At 67.1% G+C, this 17,198-nt stretch carries 11 protein-coding genes; 4 read left to right on the forward strand and 7 right to left on the reverse strand.

All coding sequences use genetic code 11. From position 1 onward, the window contains the following. Positions 1-240 precede the first annotated feature (240 nt). Positions 241-3,573 carry a TonB-dependent receptor gene (locus RSE14_RS11660; protein WP_324073855.1) on the forward strand — a complete coding sequence of 1,111 codons (3,333 nt, stop codon included), beginning with the start codon at positions 241-243 and terminating at the stop codon, positions 3,571-3,573. A 66-nt stretch (positions 3,574-3,639) separates the two neighbouring features. Here RSE14_RS11660 and RSE14_RS11665 read toward each other — a convergent pair whose 3' ends face one another. Next, on the reverse strand, positions 3,640-6,609 hold the full coding sequence (locus RSE14_RS11665; RefSeq protein WP_324073857.1) for an ATP-binding protein: 2,970 nt from the start codon (positions 6,607-6,609) through the stop codon (positions 3,640-3,642). Between the two features lie 207 nt (positions 6,610-6,816). On the opposite strand from RSE14_RS11665, the gene RSE14_RS11670 reads away from it, so the two are divergent. From RSE14_RS11670 to RSE14_RS11680, 3 genes are all read left to right on the forward strand, one after another. Then, complete coding sequence (locus RSE14_RS11670; protein ID WP_324073858.1) at positions 6,817-7,542, forward strand: TonB family protein; 726 nt, start codon at positions 6,817-6,819, stop codon at positions 7,540-7,542. A 91-nt stretch (positions 7,543-7,633) separates the two neighbouring features. Next, positions 7,634-8,686 carry a mannose-1-phosphate guanylyltransferase gene (locus tag RSE14_RS11675; protein WP_324073859.1) on the forward strand — a complete coding sequence of 351 codons (1,053 nt, stop codon included), beginning with the start codon at positions 7,634-7,636 and terminating at the stop codon, positions 8,684-8,686. Beyond that, positions 8,683-9,486 (forward strand): class I mannose-6-phosphate isomerase, encoded by an 804-nt coding sequence (locus tag RSE14_RS11680; RefSeq protein WP_324073860.1) that lies wholly within the window; start codon positions 8,683-8,685, stop codon positions 9,484-9,486. Before RSE14_RS11675 ends, RSE14_RS11680 begins: the two co-directional genes overlap by 4 nt. Before the next feature lie 3 nt (positions 9,487-9,489). Here the strand turns inward: RSE14_RS11680 and RSE14_RS11685 are convergent, their stop codons facing one another. The 6 genes from RSE14_RS11685 to RSE14_RS11710 all read right to left on the reverse strand — a co-directional run bounded on the left by RSE14_RS11685 (position 9,490) and on the right by RSE14_RS11710 (position 17,044). Next, on the reverse strand, positions 9,490-12,042 hold the full coding sequence (locus tag RSE14_RS11685) for an HWE histidine kinase domain-containing protein (RefSeq protein WP_324073861.1): 2,553 nt from the start codon (positions 12,040-12,042) through the stop codon (positions 9,490-9,492). Continuing rightward, positions 12,039-12,638 (reverse strand): biliverdin-producing heme oxygenase, encoded by a 600-nt coding sequence (locus RSE14_RS11690; RefSeq protein ID WP_324073863.1) that lies wholly within the window; start codon positions 12,636-12,638, stop codon positions 12,039-12,041. Before RSE14_RS11690 ends, RSE14_RS11685 begins: the two co-directional genes overlap by 4 nt. Positions 12,639-12,819: 181 nt before the next feature. After that, positions 12,820-13,119, reverse strand: coding sequence for a polyhydroxyalkanoic acid system family protein (locus tag RSE14_RS11695; RefSeq protein WP_324073865.1), 300 nt, complete (start codon positions 13,117-13,119; stop codon positions 12,820-12,822). Between the two features lie 3 nt (positions 13,120-13,122). Then, the gene (locus RSE14_RS11700; RefSeq protein ID WP_324073866.1) at positions 13,123-13,938 is read right to left on the reverse strand and encodes a hypothetical protein; all 816 of its coding nucleotides are present in this window, start codon (positions 13,936-13,938) and stop codon (positions 13,123-13,125) included. Continuing rightward, positions 13,939-15,150, reverse strand: coding sequence for a toxic anion resistance protein (locus RSE14_RS11705; RefSeq protein WP_324073868.1), 1,212 nt, complete (start codon positions 15,148-15,150; stop codon positions 13,939-13,941). A 160-nt stretch (positions 15,151-15,310) separates the two neighbouring features. Then, the gene (locus RSE14_RS11710; protein ID WP_324073870.1) at positions 15,311-17,044 is read right to left on the reverse strand and encodes a fatty acyl-AMP ligase; all 1,734 of its coding nucleotides are present in this window, start codon (positions 17,042-17,044) and stop codon (positions 15,311-15,313) included. Between the last annotated feature and the right edge of the window lie 154 nt (positions 17,045-17,198).

The following is a 17,198-nucleotide window of genomic DNA, read 5'->3' on the forward strand; positions in this document are numbered from 1 at the left end:
GGCTGCCGATCCGCCACAGCAGCCGATATTGCGTTGCAGCAAAGCCACACCTGCGCGCAGAAACCGCATTTTTGCAGGCCATTTTGCGCAGCCAACGTCACGCTCCCCGAGGAATCACGTTATGGGCGCGGCAGTTTTCATCAAACTGTCACAGAACAGTCGCTTTGCCGCAGTCACGCGGTCTTATGAGCTGACCACCAGTTTTCCTCTCTCTCCATTTCGTCATCAGGGGCTACTTTCATGAAGCTTAAGTATCTTCTTGCAGCAAGCGTCGTCACCCTTGCCGCCACCACCACCTTCGTTGCCACCCCGGCCTTCGCGCAGGAAACCACCTCGGCCGTGCGCGGTGAAGTGCTCGACCAGTCCGGCGCCCCGATCGCGGGTGCGACGGTCACCGTGACCCACGTCCCCTCGGGCACCACCTCGACCCAGACGACCGATGCTGCGGGCGGCTTCAACGCCACCGGCCTGCGTCTGGGCGGCCCCTTCACCGTCAGCGTCACCGCCGACGGCTACGAAACCGCCGAGCAGGAAATCGGCTTCCTCGCCGCCGGTCAGGCCCAGCGTATCGCTGTGTCGCTGGCCGATGCCGGCAAGACCATTATCGTCTCGGGCGCGCGTCAGCGTTCGGCGATCACGCTCGGCACCGGTGCTGCCACCGTGCTGACCGCGCGCGACATCGCGGGCGTGGCCAACATCAACCGCGACATCCGCAACCTTGCCGCACGCGATCCGCTGGTGACGCTTGATGCCACCAACAACGGCGCGATCAGCATCGCCGGACAGAACAACCGCTTCAACCGCTTCACCGTTGACGGTGTGGCCTTCGGTGACCCCTTCGGTCTCGAATCCGGCGGTCTTGTCTCGTCGCGCGGCCCGGTGCCGCTGGATGCGATCGGCGAATTCTCGGTCGAAGTCGCTCCGGTGGACATCCAGCAGGGCTTCTTCCAGGGCGGTGCGATCAACACCCAGCTCAAGTCGGGCGGCAACAGCTTCAGCTTCCTTGGCGCGGCCTATTACCAGAACGACGATCTGCGCGGTGATCGTGCAGACAACCTGACCCGCATCGGCGCCTTCGATTCGCAGGTTTACGTGGCGCAGGTCACCGGCCCGATCATCAAGGACAAGCTGTTCTTCGCGGTCACCTATGAACGCACCCGTGACACTGTCCCGGCCGACGTCGATCCGAGCCAGCTGGGCATTACCGATGCCGAGATCGACCTGATCAACACCACTGCCCAGAGCGTCTACAACTACGACACGCTCGGCGTCGCCAGCGACATCGTTGAAAGCGACGACAAGCTGGTCACCAAGCTCGACTGGAACGTCGCCGACGGCCACCGTCTGAGCGCGACCTACATCTGGAACGAGAGCGCGCAGCTCGCGGGCCAGACCGGTGTCGGCCAGATCGCCAACATCGGCAACGGCAACCCGACCTTCAACCTGCTGTCGAACAACTACAACCAGGGTGCGAAGAACCACTTCGGGATCATCCAGTCGAACAACCAGTGGTCGGACAGCTTCTCGACCCAGCTGCGCGTTTCCTATGCGGATTACGTGCGTCTGCAGGTTCCGTTCGGCGGCCGTGAATTCGGCCAGTTCCAGGTCTGTCTCGATCCGGTGAACCCGGCTGCTCCGGCGGCGGGCGCGCCTGCCAACGGCTCGGCCCCGCAGGTCTGTTCGCCCGGCCAGCAGCGCATCAACTTCGGCCCCGACATCAGCCGTCAGGCCAACGAGCTCGACAGCCAGAGCCTGAACATCGAATTCCAGGCTGCGCTCAAGCTCAACAACCACACCGTCAAGGTGATCGCCGAGCGTCGTCGTCAGGATGTGCGCAACCTGTTCGCCCAGCGCGTTTCGGGTGCGTGGCTTTTCGACAGCATCGCCGATTTCCAGGCGCGTCGTGCCAACGAACTCGACTACGCTGTGCCGCTGCGCGGCGGGATCGACACCGTGACGGCTGAATTCCAGAACAACAGCTGGACCTTCGGCATCATGGACACGATCGACGTGACCGATACCCTCACCGTTGTGGCGGGCGTGCGGTACGATCTGTTCGATTCGCCGGACCGTCCGTTCTTCAACGAATTCTTCCTCAACCGCTTTGGCTTCGCGAACACCGCGACGCTCAACGGGCGTGACCTGTTCCAGCCGCGCTTCGGCCTGAACTGGAAGCCGACCGATCGCCTCCAGGTGCGCGGTTCGGCCGGCCTGTTCGGCGGCGGCAACCCGCTGGTGTGGATTTCGAACAACTTCTCGAACCCCGGGCCGACGCTCCAGCAGGTGCGCGTGCGTCGTAACTCCAACGGCACCTTCACGATCCCCGAGCAGGCTGTTCTCGGCCTGACCAACGATCAGGTGCAGACCCTCGGTGCGGCCACCCTGAACAACGTCAGCGGTGGACCGGGCGTGCCGCAGGCGCTGATCACCGCGGTTCAGCGCGCTGGCTTCGCCGGTTCGCCGACCAACGCGCTTGACCCGAACTTCGAAGCGCCTTCGCAGTGGCGTTTCTCCGGCTCGGTCGATTACGAAGCCAACCTCGGCTTCCTCGGCGATGGCTGGAACTTCGGCGTCGATGTGGTCTATTCGAAGGTGAACAACGCGCTCGAGTGGACCGACCTGCGCTCGGTCGAACAGGCCGGCACGCTGCCCGATGGCCGTCCGCGCTACAATGTGCTGCCTGCCGCGGCTGGCGAGAACACCGACATGCTGCTCACCAACACCGACTTCGGTGACAGCTGGAACGTGGTGGCCCGCTTCAACAAGCGCTGGAGCTCGGGCTTCTTCCTGAACGGTGCCTACACCTTCCAGGACGTGGAAGACCAGAACCCCGGCACCTCGTCGGTGGCGTTCTCGAACTACACCAACACCGCCTTCACCGATCCGAACTTCGCGGCACAGGGTATCGCCAACTACCAGCGCGATCACCAGTTCCGCCTCGTCGCGGGCTATGACGCCGAACTGTTCGGTGACAACAACACCCGCGTCGAGCTGTTCTACAACCTGCGTTCGGGCCAGCGTTACAGCCACACCTTCCAGGACACCACCAACGGCCGTTCGGCGGTGTTCGGTGTGAACGGTCGCGGTAGCCGCGGTCTGCTCTACGTGCCGGACGTCAGCAGCCAGACTGCCGATGCGCGAGTGGTCTATGACTCGGCCGCAACCTTCGCCGCGTTCCAGAACTTCGTGCTGAATTCGGAACTCAGCGATTATCAGGGCGAGATTGCCGAAAAGAACATCGGCAAGACCCCCTGGGTGCACAAGCTGGACTTCTCGCTGCGTCAGGAAGTGCCGTTCGTGTTCGGCGGCAAGCTGGAACTGATGGCCGACGTCGAGAACGTGCTGAACCTGATCAACAGCGACTGGGGCACCATCCAGCAGGTCGGCTTCCCCTACACCGCAGCGGTTGTGAACGTGCAGTGCATTACCGCTGCGGGCGGCACCACGGCGGCCACCACCCCGGCTCAGCCTTGCGCGCAGTATCGTTACTCGAACTTCCGTGCACCGAACGAAGCGACCCAGCTCAATGGTTCGCTGTGGGGCGTGCGTTTCGGTGTCCGCGTGCGCTTCTGATCGCACAGGCATCCTGCCAAACGAAACGGGGGCGGTCCGGCAACGGGCCGCCCTTTTTCGTTGGTTCTATCCAGCGGCGCGGCTGGCGGAGCGGGGTTCGGTGTCGGAGGGGCGATCGGCCAGCGCCAGCCATTCCCGCGCGAGGGTGACGCAGGTCTCGCCAGCCTGCTCGCCCATACTCTCCGGCCCGAGCGCCCGTTCCAGCGCCGCCGCCGCCTCGCCCAGCGCCGCCTCACCGAACATTCCGGCGGTGCCTGCGACCTTGTGGAGCAGCAGAGCGAGCCGCTCGGCCGCGTGGGGCTGGGCTTGCGGTGCGGCGAGCGTGCCATCGCGCAGGGCACCGCGCACCGCCTCCACCGCCTCGTGCCGCCGCGCCTCCCAGCGGGCGACCAGACGCGGCGATAGCGATGCCGCTGCGGCCGCCGCAGCGGTGCGGGCCTGTTCGACCGGCGGGTCCTCGACAATCGTGGTCGGCAGCCAGCGCTGGAGCGCGCGGACCAGCTGGGCGAGGGCAATCGGCTTGGCGAGGTGCGCCTGCATCCCGGCGGCGCGGGCGGCGGCGATATCCTCTGGGTAGGCATTGGCGGTGAGCGCCACCACCGGCAGCACATCCGGCCCGATCCCCTCGGCCCGGATCGCGCGGGTCGCGGCATAGCCGTCACAGCCCGGCATCTGCACATCCATCAACACCAGATCATAGAGCTGCCCGCGCAGGATTGAATCGATCACCATCGCAATCGCCTCGTTCCCGTCATGCGCGATCGCGACCTCCTGCCCGCAGCGCTCGAGCATCTCGGTTACCAGCGTGCGGTTGATGTCGTGATCCTCGACCAGCAGGATGCGCGAGGCACGGGGGAGATCGGGCGCGGGATCGTCGCCCGCCGGGCTGCGCAGCGAGAGCGGGCCGGGCATGATGTCATCCGGCTCGGCCGCAGGCGGCGCGGCGATGCGCGCGGGCAGCAGCAAGGTGAAGCGCGAGCCTTCTCCCGGTGTGCTCTCCACCTCGATCCGCCCGCCGAGCAGGTTGGCGAGCTGGCGGCTGATCGACAGGCCAAGGCCGGTGCCACCGAAGCGCCGGGCAATATCGCTTTCGCCCTGGACGAAGGGCTCGAAGATCGTCTCCAGCCGCCCGGCGCTGATGCCGATGCCGCTGTCCGCGATTCCGATGCGCACCTCCTTGCCATGGCGCCGCCAGCTCAGCCGGATGGTGCCGGCCTCGGTGAACTTCACCGCATTGAGCACGATCTGGCGCAGCCGCAGCCCGTCGGTGAGCAGCCACAGGCCTGCCGCGTCCGGATCGCCGTCAAAGGCCAGCGACAGCCCCTTCTTCTCGGCCGCCTGCCGGTGGAGCGCGGCACATTCGGCAAGGGTCGCGTCGAGATCGACCGGGGCCTCATCGATCGAGAACTGCCCGCTTTCGATCTTGGAGAGATCAAGCACATCATTGAGCAGCATCATCATCGAGCGCCCCGACTGGACGATCATCTCGGCATAGCGCTGCTGCTGCGGATCAAGCTCGCCCTGAAGCAGCAGCTCGGCAAAGCCCAGCACGCCGTTCATCGGTGTGCGGATCTCGTGGCTCATATTGGCGAGGAATTCGGACTTGGCCTGCGCCGCGTTCTCGGCATGGCGGCGGGCGCGGGTGAGCAGGAGTTCGAGCTCGACCCGCTCGGTCACATCGCGAGCGGCCACCACCACGCCTTCGCGCGCGCCCGTATCGGGATTGCGGATGATCGCGCAGTCGGCCTCCAGAAACACCGGCGTGCCATCGGGATTGTCCTTGAAGCGGCGATAGGTGACGCGCTCCTTGTCGGAAATGCCGTCGAGCAGGCGGCCCAGCGCCAGCACTGCGCGGTCGCGCGTTTCAGGGTGAAGGCGGGCCGTCACCGGCTTGCCCACGAAGGTTTCGGGCGGCACCCCCAGCACCTCGCGCACCGAGGGCGAGGCATAGGTGCAGCTGCCATCAAGGCCGTAGCGCAGCACCGCATCGGTGATGTTGTCGGCGAGGAGGTCGACCTGCCGCTTGCCCGCTTCGAGCCGGGCCACCATCCGGTCGCGTCCGGCAAGGATCGCGGCGACCGGAAGCCCGGTGAGGAAATTGGCGGCGATGAAGGCCTGCAACAGGTGCGATTGCGCGATCCCTCCGGCCGAGACTGCGGCAATCGGGCCAAGCCCGGCCCAGGTCATCGCGCCCGCCACCAGCGCTACGCCCGTCACATGCATCGCCGTGCCGAGGCTGCCGAGCCGGAAGGCGTGCAGCAGCGTGATCGGCTGGATCAGGAAGATCAGCGGATATTGCGCCTGATTGAAGACGAGCAGCGCGCAGGTCATCCCGCCGATCAGCAGCGCCGAGCTCTCCGCCCCGCGCGCGGGCGCCTGCGGGAGCGTACCGCGCAACCGGTCAATCAGCAGCAGCCCTGCGGGCACCACCAGCAGCATCGCCATGCTGTCGGTCAGGAACCATGTCACCAGCCCCACGCGCAGGGCGTCCCAGTCCTGCCCCAGCACCGGCGCGACCAGCAGGCCCGAGACCAGCGGGCCGACCAGCCCGCCCGCCCATACGAAACGCGCCAGCTGCACCAGTCGCGTCATGTCTCCCTCGCCGCCATCGGCACGGCGGGTGAGCGCCAGCACCACCATGATCTCGGCCAGATTGGCGAGGCTGAACAGGCAGGCGACCGGCCACGGCTGCTGCGCCACCGCGTTCGCGCCGAGGCTGGCGCAGAATGCAAGCCCGAGGAACAGCCATTCATGCCTCAGCCGCGCGCGCAGCAGCAGCAGCACCGCGAGCGCATTGGGCAGCCACACCGGAGTGATCCCGTCACCCGCCAGGGCGAGCAGCAGGCTGGCCCAGCCGGACAGCAGATAAAGCCCTGCGCCCAGCAGCGAGACGATCAGCGTGCGCCCATCAAGCGGGCCGGAGGCGATCCTGAGCAGCCCCGCGATGCGCGCCGGCAGGGAAGCGGGCAGAGCGGGAGCGGGCGACACGGAAAGCGGCGCACCGGCCACGCGCGGCGGGCCGCCGGGCGCAAGCATGCTCCCGCCAATCCGCAGGGCGGTGTCGTTGATGCCGTCCGGGGTTTGACGCCCGGCAGCGCCGAAACGGTGACCAGCGGGGTTGATCCTTTGCGCTCCCCTTGCACTCCATCGCCAATATCCGGGGCTGTGCTATAGGAATCCCGCGCGGCTTTCCGGGGGAACTGCAACCAGAATGGAGGGAATTTTGAGCGGGAGTGGCGGGCAATGAAGGGTGGCGGGGGTTTCCAGCGCCAGCATCAGCGCCGCCGTCCGCGCCTGCCCTTGCTGGCGGGGATCGTCGTGCTGCACATCCTCGCGCTCTATGGCCTCGCCCGCGCGCTGGCGCCGGATCTGACGGCGCAGGTCGAGGAGGGCGTGGTCTCGGCCTTCATGGTGACTGTCACCACGCCTCCGCCTACGCCTGAATACCGGCCCGAGCCCGACGAGGGCGCGCAAGGCGATCCCGGCAAGGATGCTGTGCCACAGTCCGTCACCCAGCCAAAGCCGCCGCGCGATCTGCGCGAAGAGACCCCGCGTCCGCGCGCCTCCTCCACCGGCACCGCCAGCCAGTCGGGCGCGGCCGCGGCAGGCGATGGCACGGGGGCGGCAGGCGCCGGGCTTGGCACGGGCAGCGGCAATGGCGGCGGCGGGCGCGGCGGCGTGGCGGTGAGCAAGCCGGTGCATATCTCGGGCTCGATCGACAATGCCCGCGACTTTCCCGTGCCCCCCGGCGGCCGCGCGGCGCGGGCCGGCACCGAGGTGATCGTGCGCGTCATCGTCACACCTCAGGGCCGCGCGCGCGATTGCACGATCTATCGCCCCAGCCCCGATCCCGAGGCCGACCGGATCACCTGCAAGCTGGTGGAAAGCCGGCTCGGCTTCCGCCCCGCGATGGACGCCGAAGGCCGCCCGGTGGCCGCACCGTTCTATTGGCGGCAGCGGTGGTTCTGATGCCTCCATCCCGGGTCTATTCCGGCTGCACCACTGGCCTCGCTGTGGCAAATCGGATAGCGGACGAAGGCAGACGAAAGGGACCAAGGGCGTGACGCAAATCCATCCGGTGATCCTGTGCGGCGGCAGCGGGACGCGGCTGTGGCCGCTGAGCCGGACGGCGCTGCCCAAGCCGTTCCTGCCGCTGGTGAGCGAGCAGACACTGTTCCAGCAGGCGGTCGCCCGCGTGGCGGGGGATGATCGCTTTGCCCCGCCGATAGTGGTGGCGGGCGCGGCGCATGTCGGCCTGATCGAAGCCCAGTTGGGCGATACGCCGGGCGCGCGGCTGGTGATCGAACCGGCGGCGAAGAACACTGCCCCCGCGATTGCGCTCGCGGCTGCGCTGCTGCCGGAAGATGCGGTGATGCTGGTCTGCCCGAGCGATCATCACATCGCCGATCCGGCTGCCTTCCGCGCCGCTGCGCTCGCCGCCGCGGCGCTGGCGCGCGAGGATTATCTCGTCTCTTTCGGGATCGCGGCAAACCGCCCCGAGACCGGCTATGGCTACCTCATGCGCGGGGAGCCGCTGCCCGGCGGCTTTGCGATCCAGCAATTCGTGGAAAAGCCCGATCTTGCCCGGGCCGAGGCCTATCTGGCGAGCGGGGAGTATAGCTGGAACGGCGGGATCTTCGCCTTTCGCGCAGGTCACCTGCTGGCAGAGCTCGCCGCGCATCGCCCCGAGATGGCCCGGGCCGTGCGTGAAGCGGTGGCGGCAGGACAGGCAGAGGGGCGGCAGTTCCATCCCGCGCCCGCGCCCTTCGCCGCGATCACCGGCGATTCCATCGACTATGCCGTGATGGAAAAGACTGCGCGCGCAGCGATGGTGCCAGCCGATATGGGCTGGTCCGATATCGGCACCTGGGCATCGCTCGCCGAAGCGCTGGCAGACACCGCCGATGCGGCGGGTAATATCTGCCGCACGAGCGGGGCGGGCGCTGTCGATCTTGACGGGTGCGAGGGTGTTTTTGCACTCACCGATGGCCCGCGCATTTCGGCGGTTGGCCTCAAGGATGTGTGCATCATCATTTCGGGGAGCGAGGTTCTGGTGACAAGCCGCGAAGGCGCGCAACGGGTTGGCAAGCTGCCGGGAGCCTCCACCCCATGAGCGCGGTCCGCCAGTTGCCCACCCGCATGGTCGACAAGGTCTGGGGCCGCGATGTCCTGCCCGCGCCCTTCGTGGCGCCCGCAGGCGAGCGGATCGGGGAGATCTGGTTCGAACCCCCGCCCGAATTGCCGCAGGTGCTGGTGAAATACCTGTTCACCTCGGAAAAGCTCTCGGTGCAGGTCCACCCCTCCGATGCACAGGCGCTTGCCGGAGAAGCGGGGAAGGAGGAATGCTGGCTGGTGCTCGATGCCGAGCCTGATGCGCGGCTCGCGATCGGCTTTGTGCGCGATGTGACTTCGGAAGAGATCGCCGCGGCCGCGCAGGATGGCACGATCGAGGAGCTGCTCGTCTGGCATCCGGCCAAACCGGGCGATCTGTTCTATCTGCCCGCAGGCACGGTCCATGCGATCGGCCCGGGCCTTGCGCTGGTCGAGGTGCAGCAGTCGAGCGACACCACCTTCCGCCTCTATGACTATGGCCGCCCGCGTGAATTGCATCTGGAACGCGGGCTGGCGGTGGCGATTGGCGCGCCCTACGGGGCCGAGCATCACCGCCGGATCGAAGATGGTGCGGTGCTGGTCGATGGCCCGCATTTCCGGCTCGACCGGATTGCAGGCGCGCCCGATGCGGCGACGCAGGCCGCGTTCACCGGCGCGCTGCTGGCCCTGCCGCTTGAGGGCGAAGTCACCGCGAAGGACAGCGGAGCGCGGGCCGGGGCTGGCGAATGTCTCTATGCGCCGGGGATCGATGCGCTCGATTTCGGCGGCGCGGGCATCACCCTGCTGGTGCGAGCGGGGTAGCCGCTACTCCCCGATCAGCGCTTCGATCTCACCCTTGCCATAGGGCTTGCGCAGCACCGCGGCTGCGCCCAGCCGGTCGAGCGCGCCGCTGGTATCGGCATAGCCTGTCGCCAGCACGAAGCGCACGCCCGCCGCGCGCAGGGCAACGGCAATCGGCTCCGAGGATTCGCCATTGAGGTTGAAGTCGATCAGCGCGAAGTCCGGCGGGCTTTCGGCAATCGCGGCCAGGGCACCGGCGACCGAGCTTTCCACCCGCACATCGGCAATCCCGATGCGCTTGAGGTTCTCCTCGGTATCGAGCGCGATGATGATCGAATCCTCCACCACCAACACCCGCCCCGGACGCGGGCGGCCCGGAATTTCGGGCGGCGCAGCCGGCGTTGCTGCTGTGTGCGCGGGTGCGGGAGTGAAGGGGCGGTCGCTCTCGGCCTCGGCCAGATGGCGGCGCGGGATCAGGAATTCGGCCTCCAGCCCTTCGAGCCGGTAACGCAGGTCCGCCTCGCCGCCCAGATCATGCGGGATCGAGCGGCGGATGATGGTGGAGCCGAAGCCGTGGCGCGTCGGCGCGCTCACGGGCGGGCCGCCTGCTTCGCGCCAGCCGAGCGCCAGATCGCCAAAGGCGGTGCGCGCGAGGCGAACCTCCAGTGTTCCGGCAGGCGCGGAGAGGCTGCCATACTTGGCCGAATTGGTAGCGAGTTCATGCACCACCAGCGCGAGCACCGTGAAGCTTTCCGGGCCGAGCAGCACATCCTCGCCCACCAGCCGCAAGCGCCCGCGATCGGTGCCGCCATAGGGCGCCAGCTCGGTTTCCAGCAGCCCGACGAGCGAGGCCGGGCCCCAGTTCTTGCGGGTAAGATTGTCATGCGCCGCTGCGAGCGCGGCAATGCGCCCGCCGAGTATCGCGGCAAAGCCGGGCACCGACAGCGCCTCGCGCTGGGATTGCGACACCAGCGCGCGGATCAGGCCGAGGATGTTGCGCACGCGGTGGTTGAGCTCGGCGATGACGAGGTCCTGCTGCTCGGCCACCCGCGCGCGTTCGCGGGCCATGTCCTCGTTCATGCGCAGCACGACTTCGATCAGCGTGCGGCGCAGGCGCGCGGCGATCTCGCATTCCTCGACGTCCCATTCGGCGCTGCGTCCGCGCACGGTCTCGGTCCATGCGGCAAAGCTGGCGCGGGGCTGGAGCATCTCGCCGGGTGCGGCCTTCGCCTTGGCGGGATCGCCCGCCCAGGTGATGGTGCGATCGAGCGGGCGCCGCCACAGGACCAGACAATCGCGGCTCGCGCGCGACAGCGGCAGCACCAGCGCGCCTGCGGCAATATCGGCAAAGCTGGCCGCTTCGGTGATCTGATCCGCGAGGCGCGTCGAGGCATATACGCCCCCGCCCAAGGTGCTCGCCAGCAGCGGGGCAATTGCACGAAAGGCGGCTTCATCGGGCGCGGCGCCGCTGGCGCGATATTCGCCCTCGACCAGCAGCGAGAGCCCGTCATGCGGCACGGCGCGGCCCAGCACCTCGGCAATCAGCGGCAGGCTGTCCGCCAGCGCCAGACCTCCGGTGAGGCGCAGCAGCAGCCGGTCGTTGAGGTCGCGCGCGCGGTCGCGCAGTTCCTCGGAGCGGGCTACCAGAATCCGGTCGAGCATCAGCGAGAAGGTCTGGCTCAGCAATTCGGCCACGGTGCGCAGCGAAAAGGGCGGCAGGCGCGGGGTGCGGTGGTGGCAGGCGATCATGCCCCACAACCGGTCATGCCGGACAATCGCGATGGCGAGGCTGGCGCCGACCCCCATGTTCTGCATGTAGGCCAGGTGCATCTTGGAATGGGCGCGCAGCATGCTCATCGACAGATCGAGCGGCGTGTCCTCCGGCCCCAGCGCGGGGATGATCGGCACGGCTTCGGCGTTCATATCGGCGATCATGCGGAAACGGTTGCGGCGGAACAGCTCGCGCGCCTGTTGCGGAATGTCGGCGGCGGGATAGCGCAGGCCGAGATAGGGCTCCATGCCCTCGGCCAGTTCCTCGGCCACCACCTCGCCGCTTTCATCGGGGTGGAAGCGGTAGATCATCACCCGGTCATAGCCGAGCATCTGGCGCACCAGCTGTGCGGCGGTCTCGCACAGGGCCTGCGGATCATGGAGCGCCTCCAGCCGCGCGATCACCGGCACGATCATGGCGACGTGATCGGCGAAATCGTGGCGCGCATGAGGCTCGAACTCGATCACCGAGAGCCCGCAGCTGCGGTGCACCGCGCAATCGAACAGCGTGCCGGTGCCGGCGAGGTCGAGCCCGAAGCGGCGCTCTGGCACGTCGATACCCGCAAGGCTGGCGAGCGCGTTGTCGATGACGGCCAAGGACGGAGCGGCAAGGATATCGGCCAGCGGCGTGCCGGGGGCGGGCAGATCGGCAAGGCCCAGCAGCGCGGCGCAATTGGCCGAGGCATGGGCGAGAGTGCCGTCAGCCGTGGCCGCCAGCAGGCCGCCGAAAGGCTGGACCGCAGCGATGTGGTGGATCGCCTCGCGATCACACTCGGTGAGCGAATCCTCGCGCTGGTGGAGATTCACGGCGCCATGTCCGCACGCTCGGCGACGCGGCTCGCGGCGTTGCTGACCGATAGGAAGTGCGCGAACACGGCGGTTGCCGCGCGGGTGGCGCCGGCGGCCTCGGCAGGGTCAGCGCGGCGTTCGATCCTTTCGCGCAGGGCCTGCCAGAATTCCAGCATCGCGCCGTCGCCAAGGAAGGCGACCGGCCAGACCCCGCCGCCGATACGATCAACCTGGCGCGCGATACTGCGATTGCCGAGCGCCGATCCGGCCAGCACCCAGGCCGCGCCAAGCGCGTCGCCGCGTTCCGAGCGGGGGTGGGCAAAGGCGGCTGCGGGGTCGGGCACCGCATGGCCAAGCGCGGCAAGATCGCGCGCGATCAGCGCCGTCTGGCGTGGCGGGCGCAGGGCGGCCGGGGCATTGGCCTCAAGCCAGTCTTCGAGCGGGGCGCGGGCGGAATGCTGCAATTCGAGGAAGCGGGCATAGTCGGCGCGTTGCTGCCACCCGCTGGCGGCCTGCATCGAGGCGTCGAGCAAGTCGTGCGCCGCCATGGTCGCAGCGCGCAGATGTGCACGCAAGCCGCCATCCGCGCGCGCCTGTCGCTTGCTTCCCGCCATCTGACCCGTCCTTCCCCGTCCGCTTCCGGACTGCCTTGCCGGCACGCCTGGTTGCCCGTCCCGTAAGGCAAGTTAGGCAGATTCTTTTGTCCAATAATTGTGACAGATCAAAAGGGCATTGGCAATCACGCTTGGACGGACAGGGGTCGTGCAGGGCGCGCGCAGGGGTTCGGGGCAGCGCTCAGGGAGCGAGGAGGCGTGCGGCTTCCTTCTTGACCGCCTTTTCCAGCGGTCCGCGCATCACCATCAGGATCATCGGCAGGTCCATCGCGATTACCACCGCATCATCTCCCACATCGACCCGGCCGGGGATGGTGTGGCCCATCACCTCGGCAGCGATGTCCATCCGGTCGTCATGGCTCCAGCTGGTGGTGACCCGTGCGAGGCCGGGCGGGAAGAAGCCCGCGATCTCGTCGGCATGCTGGCGCATCCGGCGGCGGACCTCGTCCTTGGGCAGATCATGCGGCAGGGTGACGCGCATGGCCTAGCGCTCCTGCCTGACGGGTGCGGGCGCAAGATCGGGCAGCGGCACGCCGGTGTCCGGCATCCCCGTCATGTCCTCCAGTGCCTCGGCCCCGCCATAGCGGTATTCGAGATAGCGGCTCTTGATCGCCAGGTCATCGAGCGCGCCTTCCGCCAGCCGCCGCGTCACCCGGTCGATCTCTCCCGAAAGCTTGGTGAGGCTTTCGGTGAGGCGCTCGTCGGCGGTCTTGCCGGCATATTCCTCGGAGCGCAGGTGCGCGGGGATCTTGCGGTAATTGTCGATCGTCTCCGGGATATATTCGCCCACCAGCTCGCGCACTTCGGCCATTGCCGGTTCGTTGTCGCCGAGGCCCTTCAGTTGCAGCCCCAGCGCATCGAGCTGCACGCCCAGCTGGCCCACGATCACCTGCGCCGGCGGCGGCAGGGCGGAGCGCTGGGCTTCAAGCCACAACTCGGTGCGCGCGACCATCTGCGCGGGGTTGCCCTGCTTCAACTCGGCGCGCTTGGGCACCTTGACCTTGGGCAGCACCCCGAACACCCCGACCGCGACCACGGTGGCCAGCAACGTTGCCATCAGGCCCCAGAACAGCAGCGGGCCGACGATCGCGCTGAAAATCCCTGCGCCGACCCAGATCGTCACCACCGCGAGCGCGACGTTGCGCACCCGTTTCAAGAGGCTCTTCATCTTCAGCTGGGCCGACCCGCGCCCGATGCTCCCGCGCGGCGCGGGGCGGTGGGTGCCGCCGTCACGCTGCACGGCGAGGCTGGTTTTCGCCTCGCGCAGGATGCGGTCAGATTCGCGGGTGCTGTCTGCCATCTACTTGTCCAGCGCGAGCAGCGACGGGGTTTGCGAGGCGACCTTGGCCTGGGCTTGCGCCTGCCCTTCGGCGCGCGCGATATAGCCCTTGGAGCGTTCGACCTCGCTGGTCAGCACGTTGACCGTCTGCTTCATCGAATCGAGCGCGCGCACCTTGAAGGCGTCGACCTCGTCCATCGTGTCATAGATGTTCTGGAAGGCGCGCTGGAGCGTCTCCAGCGGGATCGTGCTGGCCGCAGCCTGCTCGTGGATCTGCGCGGTCTGTTCGCGCAGCAGCGTGCTGGTCGAATCGATGATGTCGCTGGTGGTCTTGTTCAAGGCCGTGATCTGGCCGAGCACAAGCCGCTGGTTGGTCATCGCTTGCGCCACAGTCACGGCGGTGCGCAGCGCGCCGACGGTGGTGGTGCTGGCGCGGTCAACGCCCTTCACCAGCTCGACATTGTTCTTCTTGACCAGATCGAGCGCCAGATAGCCCTGCACGCTGACTGCCATCTGGGTCAGCAGGTCCTGCGTCCGCTGGCGGACATAGAACAGCGCCGATTCGCGCAGCGCCTTGGCCTTTTCGGGATCGGAGCTGTCGAGTTCGAGCGCCTTGGCCTCCAGCCGTTCGTCCAGCGTCTTGGCGATGTGGATCATCTGCTCCAGCTCCCCCATCGCCGCCCACAGCTTCTGGCGCTCGGTATCGATCGCGGCATTATCGAGGTGCAGCTCCTTCTTGCCGCTTTCGAGCCGCGTGAGGATCGAGGAGATGTGCCCCTGCGCCGAGGTGTAGCTGTCGAAGTAGTTCTTGATCTTGTTGCCGAAGGGAATGATCCCGAGGATCTTGCGCGGGCCGGACAGCTTGCCCTGCTTGCCGGGATCGAGCTCTTCCACCGTGCGGCGCAGTTCGGCCAGATCCTTGCCCACCGAGCCATCGGCATCCATCGCGCGCACCGGGCGATCGAGGAAGCGGTTCGACATCGCGGCGGCGGCGCGGATCTGCTCCTGCCCCATGCGGGTGATCTGATCGACCTTCTCGCCGAACTGCGGCGACTTGGCATCGGTCGCCACCAGCTCGTCGACAAAGGCATCGACCTTGGTGTCGAGCTTGGACTTCTGCTCGGTGGTGACTGGCACCAGACCCGCAGCCTTTTCGGGCGCGACAACGGGCACCGGATCGGGCGGGGTGAGGGTGAATTCCGTCGCGGTGGCGGTCTGCGTCTCGGTGCTCATGCCTTCTCGTGCTCCCTTTCGCCCGGCGCCCCCAGGAAGGCAGGCGCGCGCAGGCTCCCCACTGTATTAGTAATCTAAGACACGGCTTTCAAGCGGTCGAAGGACAGCATCGCCTGAAACAGGCGGCGCGTAAAGCACAGTGCGTTGGAAGGCTTGGACCTTACGCCGCCAGATCGATCGGAACGATCTCGCCGGCGAGGTAGAGCTTCTTCGCCTTGGCGCGGCTCAGCTTGCCCGAGCTGGTGCGCGGCAGCGTGCGCGGGGGCACCAGCTCGACGATGCAGCTCATGCCGGTGACCGAGCGCACCTTGTCGGCGATCTGATCACGCAGTTTCACGCGCTCTTCGGGGTCGGACACTTTGCAGTGGACCAGCACGGCGGGCGCTTCCTCGCCGTTCTCCATCTCGATGGAGAAGGCCGCGATGTCGCCGTGGTTGAAGCCGGGGAGCTGTTCCACCGCCCACTCGATATCCTGCGGCCAGTGGTTCTTGCCGTTGATGATGATCATGTCCTTCGCCCGGCCGACGATGAACAGGTAGCCATTGGCGGTGTAGCCCATGTCTCCGGTGTCGAGCCAGCCATCGACGAGACAGTCGCTGGTCGCCTCGGGGTTGCGGAAATAGGAGTGCATCACGCTGGGGCCACGGCACCACACCTTGCCGATCTGGTGATCGGCGCGGGCCTCGCCATTTTCGCCGCGGATCGCGACTTCCATGTCGGGCAGCGGCTTGCCGCAATTGACGATCGCGCGGTAGCGGGCCGGACGCGAGAGATCGCGCGGGGCGCCCGAGAGGCGCTCTTCCTCGACCAGTTCCACCCGGATCCCTTCGCCCGGCGGCATCACCGTCACCGCCAGCACCGCCTCGGCCAGGCCATAGGAGGGGGTGAACGACGAGGCCTTGAAGCCCGCTTCGGCAAAGGCGTTGACGAAGTTCTGCATCACGTCCGGACGGATCATGTCCGCGCCATTGCCCGCAATCCGCCAGCGTGACAGATCGAAGCGCTCCGCCACGCTCGACTGGCTGGAGATGCGGCGCGCGCAGATGTCGTAGCCGAAGGTCGGCGAATAGGACATCGAGTTGCCCTTGTTGCGGCTGATCATGTCGAGCCACGCCAGCGGACGGCGCGCGAAGGCATCGGGCTTGAGGTAATCGCCCGAAACCTGATTGGCGATCAGCGACAAGAGGCAGCCGACCAGGCCCATGTCGTGATACCACGGCAGCCAGCTGATGCAGCGGTCATTCTCGCCCAGCTCCATCGTGGTCGAATGGCCGTAGAGATTGTGCAGCAGTGCGCGGTGGGTGACAGCGACGCCGGTGGGGAAGCGGGTCGAGCCCGAGGAATATTGCAGGTAGCAGATATCGTCGGGATCGGCTTCGGGCAGCTGGCACTCGGGCGCGGGCCGCTGGCCGAAGGACTGCCAGCTCTCCGCCGCGCAGCCCTGACGCGCGGCCGCAGCCTCGGCCATTTCGGTGATCTCTTCGGGGTATAGCAGGAGCTTGGGGTCCGAGCTCATCAGCTGGATCGCCAGCTGGTCGATGAAATTGTCCTTGCCGCCGAAGGTGGTGGGTAGCGGCAGCGGCACCGGCCAGGCACCGGCATAGATGCAGGCGCAGAACAGCGCGGCGAAATCGGCGCCGGTTTCCGCGATCAGGGCGACGCGATCTTCCTTGCCGATCCCGGCCGCGATCAGCCGGCGGGCCATGATGATCGCGTCGTCGCGCATCTGCGAATAGGGATAGACGTGCGCCAGCTCGCCGCGCATGTCGTGGAAGTTGAGCCCCTTGCGGCTCTGCGCTGCGTATTCGATCGCGTCGTTGAAGGTTGCAAACTGCGCACGGATTCGCGGCAGGTCGCAATCATTCGGCGTCGGCGTCAAAACGGCGTCGGTCATATTATATAGCGATACCCGTTAGTTGCGGCGCGGCTATCAAACTGATCGGGCGCGCACTGGCATAACCCCGTTGCACCGGGCATAACCCGGCTCTCTCCAGTTTTCCGCATTTGATAAGGAAAGTGGCACGAATAAGGCGAAATGGTTTCAGGTA

This window comes from Erythrobacter sp. (assembly GCF_035194505.1).
Classification (GTDB): domain Bacteria; phylum Pseudomonadota; class Alphaproteobacteria; order Sphingomonadales; family Sphingomonadaceae; genus Erythrobacter.

Coding starts and splice junctions, on each gene's coding strand:
- RSE14_RS11670 (WP_324073858.1), top strand. CDS start 6,817: ATGAAGGGTGGCGGGGGTTTCCAGCGCCAGCATCAGCGCCGCCGTCCG.
- RSE14_RS11705 (WP_324073868.1), bottom strand. CDS start 15,150: ATGAGCACCGAGACGCAGACCGCCACCGCGACGGAATTCACCCTCACC.
- RSE14_RS11710 (WP_324073870.1), bottom strand. CDS start 17,044: ATGACCGACGCCGTTTTGACGCCGACGCCGAATGATTGCGACCTGCCG.
- RSE14_RS11665 (WP_324073857.1), bottom strand. CDS start 6,609: ATGCTTGCGCCCGGCGGCCCGCCGCGCGTGGCCGGTGCGCCGCTTTCC.
- RSE14_RS11660 (WP_324073855.1), top strand. CDS start 241: ATGAAGCTTAAGTATCTTCTTGCAGCAAGCGTCGTCACCCTTGCCGCC.
- RSE14_RS11680 (WP_324073860.1), top strand. CDS start 8,683: ATGAGCGCGGTCCGCCAGTTGCCCACCCGCATGGTCGACAAGGTCTGG.
- RSE14_RS11700 (WP_324073866.1), bottom strand. CDS start 13,938: ATGGCAGACAGCACCCGCGAATCTGACCGCATCCTGCGCGAGGCGAAA.
- RSE14_RS11690 (WP_324073863.1), bottom strand. CDS start 12,638: ATGGCGGGAAGCAAGCGACAGGCGCGCGCGGATGGCGGCTTGCGTGCA.
- RSE14_RS11695 (WP_324073865.1), bottom strand. CDS start 13,119: ATGCGCGTCACCCTGCCGCATGATCTGCCCAAGGACGAGGTCCGCCGC.